Source organism: Paenibacillus ottowii, assembly GCF_050516475.1.
GTDB lineage: Bacteria > Bacillota > Bacilli > Paenibacillales > Paenibacillaceae > Paenibacillus > Paenibacillus ottowii.
Genome location: NZ_CP191577.1, coordinates 1,751,151 through 1,763,212, shown reverse-complemented (window position 1 = coordinate 1,763,212; position 12,062 = coordinate 1,751,151). Strand labels below are relative to the sequence as shown.

At 46.0% G+C, this 12,062-nt stretch carries 14 protein-coding genes; 10 read left to right on the top strand and 4 right to left on the bottom strand.

Annotated features, from left to right (window positions below; genetic code table 11):
- The first annotated feature begins 387 nt into the window (after positions 1-387).
- The 3 genes from ACQQ6X_RS08320 to ACQQ6X_RS08310 all read left to right on the top strand — a co-directional run bounded on the left by ACQQ6X_RS08320 (position 388) and on the right by ACQQ6X_RS08310 (position 1,802).
- On the top strand, positions 388-648 hold the full coding sequence (locus ACQQ6X_RS08320; RefSeq protein ID WP_369425851.1) for a MerR family transcriptional regulator: 261 nt from the start codon (positions 388-390) through the stop codon (positions 646-648).
- A gap of 719 nt (positions 649-1,367) precedes the next feature.
- Entirely contained in the window at positions 1,368-1,637 is a 270-nt protein-coding gene (locus ACQQ6X_RS08315; protein ID WP_305164990.1) for a hypothetical protein, read from the top strand.
- 63 nt (positions 1,638-1,700) lie between these two features.
- The gene (locus ACQQ6X_RS08310; RefSeq protein WP_305164988.1) at positions 1,701-1,802 is read left to right on the top strand and encodes a hypothetical protein; all 102 of its coding nucleotides are present in this window, start codon (positions 1,701-1,703) and stop codon (positions 1,800-1,802) included.
- A gap of 116 nt (positions 1,803-1,918) precedes the next feature.
- Here ACQQ6X_RS08310 and ACQQ6X_RS08305 read toward each other — a convergent pair whose 3' ends face one another.
- On the bottom strand, positions 1,919-2,557 hold the full coding sequence (locus ACQQ6X_RS08305) for a TetR/AcrR family transcriptional regulator (RefSeq protein ID WP_326399973.1): 639 nt from the start codon (positions 2,555-2,557) through the stop codon (positions 1,919-1,921).
- 186 nt (positions 2,558-2,743) lie between these two features.
- Here ACQQ6X_RS08305 and ACQQ6X_RS08300 point away from each other — a divergent pair, with 186 nt between their 5' ends.
- The 3 genes from ACQQ6X_RS08300 (at position 2,744) to ACQQ6X_RS08290 (ending at position 5,031) form a co-directional block, all read left to right on the top strand.
- A complete protein-coding gene (locus ACQQ6X_RS08300) occupies positions 2,744-2,950 on the top strand; it encodes an SDR family oxidoreductase (protein WP_305164984.1) in 207 nt (68 codons plus the stop codon).
- Positions 2,951-3,395: 445 nt separating this feature from the next.
- The gene (locus tag ACQQ6X_RS08295) at positions 3,396-4,154 is read left to right on the top strand and encodes an SDR family oxidoreductase (RefSeq protein WP_305164982.1); all 759 of its coding nucleotides are present in this window, start codon (positions 3,396-3,398) and stop codon (positions 4,152-4,154) included.
- 52 nt (positions 4,155-4,206) lie between these two features.
- Entirely contained in the window at positions 4,207-5,031 is an 825-nt protein-coding gene (locus tag ACQQ6X_RS08290) for an SDR family oxidoreductase (protein WP_305164981.1), read from the top strand.
- A gap of 385 nt (positions 5,032-5,416) precedes the next feature.
- Here the strand turns inward: ACQQ6X_RS08290 and ACQQ6X_RS08285 are convergent, their stop codons facing one another.
- From ACQQ6X_RS08285 to ACQQ6X_RS08275, 3 genes are read right to left on the bottom strand one after another with little or no spacing between them, the layout of a single operon-like run.
- Positions 5,417-5,710: a hypothetical protein gene (locus tag ACQQ6X_RS08285; RefSeq protein WP_326399979.1), complete on the bottom strand. Its 294-nt coding sequence runs from the start codon at positions 5,708-5,710 to the stop codon at positions 5,417-5,419.
- Positions 5,711-5,728: 18 nt separating this feature from the next.
- Entirely contained in the window at positions 5,729-6,157 is a 429-nt protein-coding gene (locus tag ACQQ6X_RS08280; protein WP_305164979.1) for a MarR family winged helix-turn-helix transcriptional regulator, read from the bottom strand.
- Between the two features lie 14 nt (positions 6,158-6,171).
- On the bottom strand, positions 6,172-6,579 hold the full coding sequence (locus ACQQ6X_RS08275; RefSeq protein WP_305164978.1) for a hypothetical protein: 408 nt from the start codon (positions 6,577-6,579) through the stop codon (positions 6,172-6,174).
- 503 nt (positions 6,580-7,082) lie between these two features.
- Between ACQQ6X_RS08275 and ACQQ6X_RS08270 the strand changes: the two genes are divergently transcribed.
- The 4 genes from ACQQ6X_RS08270 (at position 7,083) to ACQQ6X_RS08255 (ending at position 12,034) form a co-directional block, all read left to right on the top strand.
- Complete coding sequence (locus ACQQ6X_RS08270; protein ID WP_305164976.1) at positions 7,083-8,843, top strand: cache domain-containing sensor histidine kinase; 1,761 nt, start codon at positions 7,083-7,085, stop codon at positions 8,841-8,843.
- 2 nt (positions 8,844-8,845) lie between these two features.
- The gene (locus ACQQ6X_RS08265; protein ID WP_305164974.1) at positions 8,846-9,646 is read left to right on the top strand and encodes a response regulator; all 801 of its coding nucleotides are present in this window, start codon (positions 8,846-8,848) and stop codon (positions 9,644-9,646) included.
- 139 nt (positions 9,647-9,785) lie between these two features.
- Entirely contained in the window at positions 9,786-11,126 is a 1,341-nt protein-coding gene (locus ACQQ6X_RS08260) for an extracellular solute-binding protein (protein WP_305164972.1), read from the top strand.
- A 26-nt stretch (positions 11,127-11,152) separates the two neighbouring features.
- Entirely contained in the window at positions 11,153-12,034 is an 882-nt protein-coding gene (locus ACQQ6X_RS08255) for a carbohydrate ABC transporter permease (RefSeq protein WP_063211210.1), read from the top strand.
- Positions 12,035-12,062 lie beyond the last annotated feature (28 nt).

Below are 12,062 nucleotides of genomic sequence, written 5' to 3'. Positions count from 1 at the left end.
GAAAATGATCGTTCCTTTCGTTAGACTTGGGGCTGTTCCTCCGCTTCCATTACAGAAGGTTCATCGGTCGTGCCCCTACCCTCGCAAGAATAAATGCATTTCGGCTAGGCGCCTTATAGCAACCACCTTGGGTGACAGCCCTCGAGACAGTGTTCCCTGCTTTCCAAGTTCCTTACAACCTAGCTTTCCGTACTGGACTTAGGTGCTCCCTTTGAGCCTGTGAGCTGGATGCCGCCATAGTTCAGCATAGCGTATTTCAGAGGGCAGATTTTTACTTTACGCCACTCACACCATCGCTTGATGGCCCATATGTTTCCATATGGTCTAACTTTAGATCCGTACATTCAGTTGTTCGTCAGTCAGCGATTCAAGGTGATGTTATGAACAATTACCTTCGGAAAACTTATTGCCCAACTGGGCCTTATTGCCCAACTGGGCGTTAGCAAAACCACGATTTCACATTGGATCAAATACTTTCACGAGTTTATTCCTAAATCTAAACAGGGCGATATTTGGGTCTATGGACATGAAACGATTAAAGTACTGAACCGAATAAAATCATTGCGTGAAGAACTGTTATCTTGGTCATCGATAAAGAAAATTTTAATAGAAGAAGGCTACAGAATTCATAACGATGATCATGACTAAAACGCCTACCTTAAAGTCAGAGAAGTGCATCTATTCCCTTCAAAAGGGGGTTTGGATTCGAAAAGGTTTGAGCGAGCGCTATTTTTAATGGAGATCCCGCAAACATTCTAAGGTTTGTTGGAAAGGCCCCGCTTAAACTCTCTGATTTATTAACATATATATCCATCTATTTTGCGGGTGGTGTCAGCTTCGCTGGTACTACAATGAAGTACTCCCTAATATTTGGTAGATACTTTTTGAATATCAAGTATTTCACAAGAGGTTACACAAAAGGCAAGAAGGAGCCATTTTCGAAACCCTCAGCTAGAATACAAAATGGGTATTCGGATTTTGTGGTGGAATTGGTATTTTAAATTTCCAGCATTGTATCTAACCCTAACAGTTATGATGATCAAAAAACAGTGGTTCCGCTTACCGTAGCCAGATATTCTTCCATTGGGGATTTGGAGGGTAATATGCTCAAATTCCAAGTGTCCAAGTATAAGATGCTCCATTTCTTTATGCCCTACAAGAGAACTTGTGGGCAATTATAGCGTAAATCTAGACGGCGTGATGTATTCGGTCAGAGGACTGGAGGAAAAGCCGCATATATTAAAAGTTTCACTGAAAAATAATGTAAGGCAAAAAGACTATATGGATACCGAGGAGTCAATATCTACAGCACTCCTAAAGCAGTTAGCTCTACTAGTAGTATGATCTTCAATTTTGAAGGGTCAGGCTTGAATTTATTCGGAGCGACCCCTGATGCACTAATTCACGTGTATATCGATGATACATTAATTGATGAGAACTTTAGAGTTTATGCTAAAGGAGACAGACAAACATCTTATAGCATTAGGGGACTAAAAGATACCAAACACACTGCTAAAGTCGTTGTTAAAGGCGGTACATTTGTTTTGGATGGTATCGATGTAATTACAAGCATAAATAAAGTTGAAGTAAATAAAGAAAAATTGCAGCATTTGTATGATGCGAATCAAGATAAATAGCAAAAAAACTACACCGAGGAAAGTTGGAGCGATTTCCATTCAGCACTACAAGAAGCTAAAGCGGTGTTAAAAAATCCACAATCCACACTAGAGGAAGTGGCTGCTGCAATAAATTCTTTACAGGCAGCGGTAGAAGGATTAACTGAAACACAAGAGATGAAGTAAGCAGTATCGATAGCTGAATGGATAGGTCAGAGGAGAAGGAGCCGCGAATATGCGGCTCCTTTTTCCAATGGGGGAAGTCAAATTTTGTTGGGAACTCCCCGGGAGAATGAACATGATTATGAAATGTTTTGTAAAATTTTAACGACCCATTCATCAATAATGGAATTGTCTACGGTATCTAGATATTCAGGTTTAAGCAATTGATACTGTTTCATTCTATAAAAATCAATAATGGCTTGTTTCAAGGTGACATCATACTGAATGGAAAATGAAGGCTCCATAAAGCGCCGTAGCACAGCGTCATCTTGAAGCATAAACAGCACCGCATTCAATCTGTTGAAAATGTTCCGATCCATCCCGGCTTCAAAAAAGGCTTGTAAATTTTTATTTCGATTATGTTGGGCGGCGGCAAGCTTCTCAAAATGGTGAGGATAAAATTCTTTGAGATCATCTAAGAACAAATCTGTAAAATAAATAACACTCATCAACGATTGAAGAAACGTTCTTTGAAAGCGCTCGATATAAGGGACGGAATCATCGTTTACAACGGTATCCGCTTCTTGCAAGAAGTTAATAGAATACTCTACAACCTGCTGGATAATTTCATCTTTGGATGAAAAATGCTTATAAAGCGTCACTTTGCTAATATCCATATATTTTGCGATATCGTCTATTTTTAGTTGGCTGAATTTAATTTTACTTATAACAGGTTTTATTTTGTAAATATATTGATATGCGCTCACGGGTTTTCTCACGAATGGAAGCCTCCTTTGATACTCATCAATCATATTATACCAAATTCGCGAGCACCTCAAACACACTTTATGAAAATTAGTAAATTAACTAATACAATAATATTTGTTTATTTTATTAATGTATAATCAGTGTTTTGTACCTACAAATCTTATACCTGATAAACCAAGGAGGAATGAGGGACAATTATGAGATTCAAGGATCAAGTCGTCGTCATTACGGGAGTGTCCAGCGGAATCGGCGCGGCGGCAGCGAGGCGGTTTACCGAAGAAGGCGCGCGAACGGTGTTGACCGCCAGGAACATGGAACGTCTGGAATCACTGGCGGCCAATCTGGGCGGAGGTCCTGTTATGAGACGTCTCGATGTGACGGTGCAGGGCATGTGCAAGATGTGATAGCGCTCGATTATCGAGGATTATGGACGTGTAGATGTACTAAATAATAATGCGGGGATCGGGAAATTCGCCGCATTTGCCGATATGCCGGTTAGGGAAGCGGAAGCGATGATGCGATCGGGTAGCCGAAGAAATCATAAGAGCGGTTGCCCGGAAAAGGGCTGAAGTAGTTGTGCCGGCTTATATGGGCTGGTCAGCTGCGCTGATGTCCGTACTGCCGAAAGCATGGAGCGATAGGATCATGAAAGGCTAAGAATGTATCCGAAAAGCGTTGATACTCATCAATAATATTATACAAAATCGTTGTTATAATAAACGTTATTTATAAAAATAATTAAGTTAACTAAATTAAGTAATTAAGTTTACTTTATTAATACTTCGTTATATAATCAATCCTGTACCCAATCATCCGATTGCGGATTATGCAGAAAGGGGAAAAATTAAAATGGAACATTCCAGTAAGGGCAAATACGCCGGCAAGAAAGTCGTGATCACAGGAGGTAGCAGCGGGTTAGGCCTCGCGACGGCGAAGCTGCTGGCGGATGAAGGAGCGCGCGTTCTGATTACCGGGCGTACTCTGGCAACGCTTGACTCGGCTCGCGAACAACTTGGCGACAACGCGGTCGCTGTCCAAAGCGACGCCGCGTCGTTGACTGATATTGATGCGTTGGCCGACCGGGTGAAGGTCGAGTTCGGCACGATCGATGCCTTGTTCGTTAACGCTGGCATCACGCGCAACGTCCCTTTTGAGTCGATGACCGAGGAAGTGTACGACGAGCTGCTTTCAATCAATGCCAAGGGTCCGTACTTCACCGTTCAGAAACTCGTTCCAATGCTGAATGCAGGAAGCGGCGTAGTTCTCACCACCTCTGTCGTGAACGTGCTGGGTATCCCGATGATCAGTGCGTACGCGGCCAGTAAAGCAGCGCTGCGCTCGATGACTCGTAGTCTGGCCCGCGAGCTGTTGCCGCAGAAGATTCGCGTCAATGCGGTCAGCCCCGGCCCAATAGATACAGGCATCTTGGAGAAGTCGATGCCGAAGGAAGCTGCCGAACAGACCAAGGCGCAGATGAGCCAGCAGATCCCTATGCTGCGTGTCGGCGACCCCCTCGAGGTTGCCAAAGCAGTTGCATTCCTTGCATTCGATGCCACTTACACAACCGGGGCCGAATTCCCCGTGGACGGGGGCGGCTCTCAGATCTAAGTGCGTGTCCGAGCTCGAAATTAGTTAAAAAAGATAACAGGAGGAAATAAATATGCGTGTATTTGTAACTGGAGCAACTGGATTTCTCGGTTCCGCCGTTGTACGTGAACTAATTGATGCCGGTCATAAGGTCGTTGGCCTTACCCGCTCAGACAATGGCGCCGCGGAACTGAAGGAAGCTGGGGCCGCGGTGCACCTCGGTGCCCTTGACGACCTCGATAGCCTTCACAGCGGCGCCGCCGCTTCGGACGGCGTCATTCACCTGGCGTTTAAGCACGACTTCACGGACTTCGCCGGATCGCTCACAACCGATCTGCGCGCCGTCGAGACAATGGGGGCGGCGCTCGAGGGCTCCGGCAAGCCGTTCGTGATGACCGCTCACGCGAACGGGGAGGCTTCGGAGAACGCGGCGTTTGCGCTGGCTGGAGTGCGATCATCGGTCGTTAATCTCGCACCGTCCGTGCACGAAGAGACAAAAGCTGGCTTCGTCTCATTGTTGATCAACGTCGCACGCGACAAGGGCGTCTCGGCCTATGTGGGAGACGGGTCCAACCGCTGGCCGGCCGTACATCGCCTCGATGCGGCGCGCTTGTTCCGCTTGGCGCTGGAAGCCGCCCCAGCAGGGTCACGGCTTGACGGGGTCGGCGATGAGGGCGTGCCATTCCGCGATATCGCCGGTGTCATCGGTAAACACCTGAACATGCCGGTGGTCAGCATTTCCCGCGAAGAGGCAGAAGCCCACTTCGGCTTTCTCGGTGCCTTCGCGTCGCTCGACATGCCGAGGTCGAGCGTACAGACTCAGGAACTCTTGGGATGGCGGCCTGTGCACCCCGGGATAATCGCGGATCTTGAACAGGGTCACTATTTCAACGTCTAAACGGTCATCGACTCTCTCGATGTCGAGGCGTGAAACTATACTTCGAAGCTGCCGACAACGATCGGCAGCTTCACTGTGTTACTGGCCTTTTATTGCAGATGAGTAGGGGCAGTAGCGCGTGTAAGTTCTTGTGTTCATTAACGATTTATGTCCTTGTTCCTCCGACACGTTTTCATTAGGCATTCAATCTTCTTTTCCGTTTAGAAAACCATATTTCCTGTAACCATATTCTTGAAATATTGGATTGTGGCTTTCGCTCATTCCACCACACTGAGCCATCGTCTTCATCGTGATCACTTGACGAAGAATAAGCAAAAAATGCCGAATGTTCCTTAGCGTAAGGAATTCGGCATATTTCATGGTAAATAATGTCATAGCGTGGGTTTTACGTCATTCTGCTGGCGGTACCCCATCTTGCTAAGTCAAGCGACGCGACCATGCCTAGAAAACTGAAAATCGCATGTGCCTCTTCACGCGGGATGCTGACTACAGGCACATCCAGGTGACAACCGATGACGCCGGCAATGTCGCTGAACGGAATGCCTTCGTCGTTCACGCCATCCAGTCGTGGGCCTGCAGGAGCAGTATATGAAGAACTCGGGCTCGTCGAATAAATAAAAGGTAAATATTTAAAAAGGACAGGAATACTCGAAAGTATCCTGCCCTTTTGCTGCAGCATTAAGTTTTTAAAATATAATCATTTAACCAATTTTCGTAGAGAATCTTTAAACTGTGCCAATTCAGGCTCTAATGTCCCAAAGAACTCTAAATCTATAGATTCAACAATGGGTACAGCTTTACTGATAATTTCTACACCTTTTTGGACAATTTCAATGGAATTGGCCCTTGAATCTATAGGACTTTGTTTTCTACTTACAAGTTCATTTTTCTCAAGTGTACGGAGCATTTGTGAAACTGTCATTACATCAATTTCTGAAACACTCGATATTTTGGCCTGCGTTATATGTTTTTCAAATTGACTTAAATAATTAAGAGTACTCAACACAACAAACTGAGGATGGGTTATTCCTAAATTGCTTAATGCTGACTTTATTCTGCCATGCCACTTATTATATGTTTTAACAAACAGCAATCCAGTTGATTCATCAGCATTGTTCTTAAACATGGAGTTAAATTCCATTAGGCTTCAACTACTTCTTTAAATTTCCACAATACTTTTGGGAAATCCGAAAAAATTTGAGTCAAAACATTTAATGCAATTTCATTTTCCTCATCAGAAGAAATTGAATGTTTTACAAATAGTTGTCCGTCTTCTTCGGTGATATCATGGCAAAAATAAAATGTACCTGCGTCTGGGATAGTATACTTATCGTGATAGACTTCGTTTTCAACTATCTTTGATAAAACAAATTCCATTGCTGGCATGTCCTTTAATTTCATTCGCCCAGTAGTGCCATTTTTTATTTCCCCATCAAATTGAAGCTCTTCTAAGTCTTCCTCCCATAAAGCACGTTTTTCTTTGTCAATATAGTGTTCCCAAATTTTCTCTCTTGGTGCATTAAAAGCAATCTTAATCCCAATTTTCATTATCACAACTCCTTTATAAGTTCACTTATTATATGTATACTTATAATAATGTATCATCCAAGTAATGTCAATAAAAAAGGGTGCAGATAATCACCCAGTTAAGTAACGCTGAATTGGATGCTGACATACAGGAAGCTGCTGAATGAAGATCCACAGCAAGCTGAGGCTATGATGGCGGAATTACGTCTTAGAATTAACATCTAACTGTATAATAGTGAAAAAGCTCTTTGGACATAAATTCCGTCACAAGGAGCTTTTCGCGGCTCACAAATAATAACCATCGCATAGTTCAAGCCATTGGCTGCTCGTTAGCTTAAGGACGCATCGGAAGTCTAATACTTTATTTTCCCAATACATCAAGCGAAATAATTCCAAGGAGAGCTGTCTGTTTGATTAAACTGTGCTAAAAATATGCCAACAAAGGGGAACGATGCGCTAGAATAGAAAAATAGAAAGCGTTATCATTATCGACTTGTTTGTGATGATTCAGGGGGAGACGGCATATGCGTTCAAGGTTTCAACCATTCAACACGTTACGTAATCAAATTTTTATCGGCTTTATACTGGTGATGCTCATTATGATGAGTGTGGCGGGGGCGTTCATTTACCTTAATGTCTCTCACCTGTTAAAGGACAGCGCAGAGCGGCACATTGGTCAGACTGCAGTACAAGCAAGCGGCAGGCTGGATGCTTTAATCGGCCAGATGGACAGCCTGACCGAGCAGGTGGCGAATCACCCGTCTGTTCAGCATATTTTGCATGAGGAACGCAACGGGAGTCAGGTGACTTTCGAACAGCGCCAATCGCTACTGCAAGTAATGCATAGCTATCAGGCTTACATGCCGAGTGTTGGTTCATTGGAGCTGTACACCGCCGAAGGGAAGATGTTGTTTCCAATTCGAGAGGGCAGTCTGGAGGATCGGATCGGACAGGCGGACATCCGGGAAGCAAATCAAATGAAAGGCAGGCTGGTCTGGATCGGCATAGATCCCGAGGACCCTCGGTCGCTGCTGGCGATTCGGCAAGTGAGCCTGGTGGATCGCTGGTTTTCACGCGGCGGATATCTGATTACCCGCATGGAACGAAGTTATTTTGGGTTGAATGGTTCTCCAGCAACTAATGATGAAGCGAATGAAACGATGCTGCTTGTAGATCGCCGAGGGCAGCTGCTGTCGGGTGAGTCTATGGAACGGACCAATTTGTTAGATATTCTACACAGCAAGACACAGACGGTTCATATTGGGGAACGGGAATATGTCAAGGCGGTTCAGCAGTCAGAGCGGACAGGCTGGTCGCTTCTAATCCTGATTCCGGTTAGCGTCGTCACAGACGGAATTACGGTTTTACGGACGACACTTATTATTTCCGCGTCTCTAGGGGCCATATTATTCCTGTTCATGTCCTTTATGCTGTCCACGTTGATTACAAGACCGATAGGTCACTTGATTCAGGCAATGCGCCGTTCACGGGAAGGGGCGTTAGTCTTGAATCCAGAACCAGCAGCAGCGATTGAATTACGGGAATTAAACGCAGAGTACAACACGATGATTGTCGATATCAATGATCTGATCCGCGTCATTTGTGAAAAGGAGGCTTTGCAAAGCCAAACCGAGCTTAAAGCTCTGCAGGCGCAGATCAATCCGCATTTTCTTTTTAATACACTGGATGCTTTTAACTGGTCGCTACAGGAGAAGGGGGAAGAGGAGCTTGCCGGGCTGATGGTGTCCATGTCACGGCTGTTTCGTTATGTGATCGAACCGGCTCACCATGACGCTTGGGTGACACTGGGGGAAGAAATGGCACAAGTCCGTCGTTATCTGGAACTGATGGAGATGCGTCTGGGTGAACGACTGAGCTGGCAAATTCATATGCCGTCAGAGGCGGCGAGAATTCCGCTTCCAAAACTGTTGATCCAGCCGATTCTTGAGAATGCAATCTTACATGGCGTCGAAAATCGTATCGGCAACGGCCGGGTTGAGATTCGAGTCACTCCTTCGGAGAGATTGGGTTGGACCAAAATTGAGGTTATAGATAACGGACCTGGAATGACAGAGGAGGAACTTGCAGTTGTGCGTTCGGCGTTGACGGAGGGGGCTGCCTGCCAGAGCAAGGGAACCGGTATGGGACTGGTTAATGTACAGCGTAGGCTGGCCCTCTACTATGACAGCGCCGCTTATCGAACAGACGGCGTGCTGATCCATAGTGCTGTGCAGGAAGGAACAGTGGTTATTTTTGAAATTCCTGATGAATACGGAGGGCGGTAGGAATGAGCATTTCATCCAAGACCATTGTCATTGTAGACGATGAACAAAGAACACGTCAGGGGATACATCAAACACTTGAGCAGTGGGCCGCCGGGAAATACCGGATTATGACATCAGGTAATGGCCTGGAGGCATCACATATGCTGCAAGCAGAGAAGGTGCATCTGCTGATTACAGATGTCCGGTTGCCGGAATTCAGCGGGCTGGATTTAATCCGTTCTCTGGAACGGGATTCACATCGACCAGCGATCATTGTGATCTCGGGATATGCGGAGTTTGATTATGTCCAGCAGGCGCTTCGTCTGGGAGCGGTTAATTATTTGCTCAAGCCGATTGATAAGCAGGAGCTGCTGAATGCGGTAAATGAAGCGCTGCAGCTGGAAGAGGAACGGCAGCGGTACAAGAAGCTGGACATGCTGGCTGACCCTGTTCTGCTAGAGCTTGACCTCCAAACAGCTACGCTTAGTGATCCGGTACGGCAAGCCTTTGCCTATATGGCGGAACATCTTCACGAGCCCATTACGATGGCGCAGACTGCGGCGCATTCACACCTGAATGCGAGCTATTTTAGCGTTTTGTTTAAGGAGCAAAGTGGTTTGTCCTTTAGTGAATATCTGCATCGACTACGGATTCAACGGGCTAAAGAGCTGCTACTGCATACTCAGCTAACAATTGCTCAAATCGGCGAGCGCTCAGGCTACCGGACAGATAAATATTTTACTAAAGTATTCAAAGCGACCGAGGGAGTCAGTCCCAGCCGGTATAGACAGCAGATGCGTACAGGACCGGAAAATATCGATTGACAGTAGAGGCTGCTCACAATCCAATAAAAGTGGAATTATACCCAATGAGCGTACCCTGTTGGAAGCAGAAATAGAGTGCTAAACTTACAAATGATAACGATTACAAAAAATATAAATTACAACAAACGGAGGTCTAACGATGTCCAATAAGTCTTTTTTGCGTAAGCGCTCTCAACGAAAATGGGTTGCTGGGTTGACCCTGCTGCTGTCATTCATGCTAGTGCTGTCCGGTTGTGGTGGTAAGGATGGTCAAGATGGTTCCAGCGGAGCAGGAGGAAAGGTTACACTCAAAATGATGCACCTGTGGCCAGAGGGAAGCTCGGCACAGCAGAGCAAGCTTGTGACTCAGATTATAGATCAATACGAAAAGGATCATCCGAATGTCGTCATTCAGCAGGAAGTGCTGGAAAATGAACAATATAAAAACAAACTCAAAGTGCTGTCAGCTTCCAATGAATTACCGGATATCGGCATCACCTGGGCAGCGGGCTTCATGGAGCCTTACGTTAAAGGTGGATTATTTACGCCGCTGGATGACCTGTTGCAAGGTTCCAAGCTGAAGGACAAATTCGTACCAGGAACGACCGAAGCGTATGCGCTGAACGGCAAAACATATGCGCTTCCAATCGAATTGAACATAACACCCATTTATTACAACAAAGCCATATTCGAAAAATACAACTTGAAGGTACCTACGACATTCGACGAATTTAAACAGGTGGTGAAGACACTTGTAGATCACGGAGTTGCACCGATTGCATTAGGCAATAAAGACCGCTGGACGGGTTCGCTTTGGTACATGTATCTGGCAGACCGTATAGCAGGCAGCGAAACGCTGAAAAAAGCAATTGACGGCTCAGGCTCGTTCGATGACCCTGGTTTAATCCAGGCGGCCTCCGAAATCCAGACCCTGGTGGATATGAATGCCTTTAACAAAGGATTTAACGGCTTGTCCAATGATGAAGGAAAATCCGAGTTTATGAACGACAAAGCGGCGATGTATTTGATGGCTACTTGGGAGCTGCCGAATTTTACGACTAATCCCGAAATCCCGCAAGCGTTTAAAGATCAAGTCGGCTTCTTTAAATTCCCGATGGTTGCAGGCGGCAAGGGCAACGAGAACAGTTGGGTAGGAGGCCCGGGAGTCGGCTTGTTCGTTTCGGAAAATTCTAAAGTGAAAGAAGAAGCCAAAGCATTCGTTGAATACTTCGTAGAAAAATGGGGAGAGCAATCGGTCACACAGGCGGGGGTTATTCCGGCAACGAAGGTGGACACTTCCAAAGAAAAATTGCCCAAGCTGTATGTCGATCTGTTGAATGGGCTGAACCAAGCCAGCAACATTACATTGTTCGCCGATGTACAGATGAAGCCGAATGCAGCGCAGGTGCATTTGAACATGATTCAGGCATTGTTTGGTAAAGCGGTGACACCGCAGCAATTTGCCGACCAGCATAAGGCTGCCATCGAGAAAGGAAATTGAAATTGACCACCTAAGGAGGTCTGACCGTGGATAAGGTCATGTCTAATAAGCTCGTCATCGCTCTCTATGTGTTGCCTTCCCTGCTGCTGTTATTTGCCGTGATTTATGTGCCCATCGTACTGACCGGCTATTACGGTCTGAATCAGTGGAATGGAATCGGCGCTATGACTTTCGTAGGGCTGGATAACTATCAACATTTGTTCACAGACAAGGCGTTCTGGCAAAGTGCCTGGCATTCGCTGCTGTTGGCCTTGTTTTCAGGCGTCAGTCTGATCGGTTATCTGGTCGTTGCAATGATTTTGTCAGGAAAAATCAAGGGAGCGAACCTGCTGCGGAAAATTTATCTGATTCCCATGCTGCTGTCTTCTGTAGCGATCGCTCAATTGTGGCTCAAAATGTATCATCCGACCAACGGCGTGCTGAATTCTTTGCTGGCGTCAGTCGGAGTTCACAACCCGCCCGAGTGGTTAGCTAATCCGTCTCTGGTGCTGCTTGCCTTGTTCATTCCGATTATTTGGCAATATGCAGGCTTTTATATCCTGATCTATTATGCTGGGCTGAAAAACATTCCCGAAACGCTGATGGAGGCTGCCCGCATCGACGGAGCCAGTGCCTGGCAGATTGCGACTCGTATCAAATTGCCTCTGCTGCGCGAGGTGATTAACGTGACGATCATATTGTCGATTGTCGGCTCGCTCAAATATTTTGACCTGATCTACGTCATGACGGACGGTGGGCCGAACGGCGCCAGTGAAGTGATGGCTTCGTACATGTACCACCAGGCGTTCCGCAGCTTTGATTTCGGATATGGCAGCGCTACAGCCTTTGCTCTGCTGCTCATCTGCCTGATTGCTACGTGGGTGATTCGTAAGGTGACCGCTACTAATGATACCATCCAGTATTCATAGAACACTCATGCCATTAGATCAGGGGTAA

Coding starts and splice junctions, on each gene's coding strand:
- ACQQ6X_RS08300 (WP_305164984.1), top strand. CDS start 2,744: ATGAGATTCAAGGATCAAGTCGTCGTCATTACGGGAGTGTCCAGCGGA.
- ACQQ6X_RS08295 (WP_305164982.1), top strand. CDS start 3,396: ATGGAACATTCCAGTAAGGGCAAATACGCCGGCAAGAAAGTCGTGATC.
- ACQQ6X_RS08290 (WP_305164981.1), top strand. CDS start 4,207: ATGCGTGTATTTGTAACTGGAGCAACTGGATTTCTCGGTTCCGCCGTT.
- ACQQ6X_RS08285 (WP_326399979.1), bottom strand. CDS start 5,710: ATGCTGCAGCAAAAGGGCAGGATACTTTCGAGTATTCCTGTCCTTTTT.
- ACQQ6X_RS08280 (WP_305164979.1), bottom strand. CDS start 6,157: ATGTTTAAGAACAATGCTGATGAATCAACTGGATTGCTGTTTGTTAAA.
- ACQQ6X_RS08275 (WP_305164978.1), bottom strand. CDS start 6,579: ATGAAAATTGGGATTAAGATTGCTTTTAATGCACCAAGAGAGAAAATT.
- ACQQ6X_RS08270 (WP_305164976.1), top strand. CDS start 7,083: ATGCGTTCAAGGTTTCAACCATTCAACACGTTACGTAATCAAATTTTT.
- ACQQ6X_RS08265 (WP_305164974.1), top strand. CDS start 8,846: ATGAGCATTTCATCCAAGACCATTGTCATTGTAGACGATGAACAAAGA.
- ACQQ6X_RS08260 (WP_305164972.1), top strand. CDS start 9,786: ATGTCCAATAAGTCTTTTTTGCGTAAGCGCTCTCAACGAAAATGGGTT.